Source organism: Zoogloea sp. LCSB751, from assembly GCF_002028455.1.
Lineage (GTDB): Bacteria > Pseudomonadota > Gammaproteobacteria > Burkholderiales > Rhodocyclaceae > Zoogloea.
This window is the reverse complement of the sequence record NZ_MWUM01000719.1, coordinates 1-229: the sequence shown is the minus strand read 5'-3', so window position 1 is coordinate 229 and position 229 is coordinate 1. Positions and strand designations below refer to the sequence as shown.

1 protein-coding gene is annotated in these 229 nt (G+C 59.4%); it reads left to right on the top strand.

Annotated features, from left to right (window positions below; genetic code table 11):
- On the top strand, positions 1 to 229 hold a 229-nt coding region (locus B4920_RS29720), incomplete at both ends, for a hypothetical protein (RefSeq protein WP_216820166.1).

Sequence of the window (229 nt, the reverse complement as noted above, 5' to 3'; positions counted from 1 at the left end):
TGGCGTTGTTGCTGCTGGAGCGGGCCGTTGCTGACGGCCAGTTCGTCGATGGTCAGTTCACTCGCGCGGTTCAGGCCGTCGCTGAACGCCTCAAGACCAGTTGGCGCGGTGATGCGGTGACGCTGGAATTTTTGAAGGCCCTCATCAATCCTCAGAACGCTCACTTGGTCGAGCTGATGGAATTGGCCGAGGGGTTGGCACCGCTGCTCACGAGTTCGAGCAAGGTAAA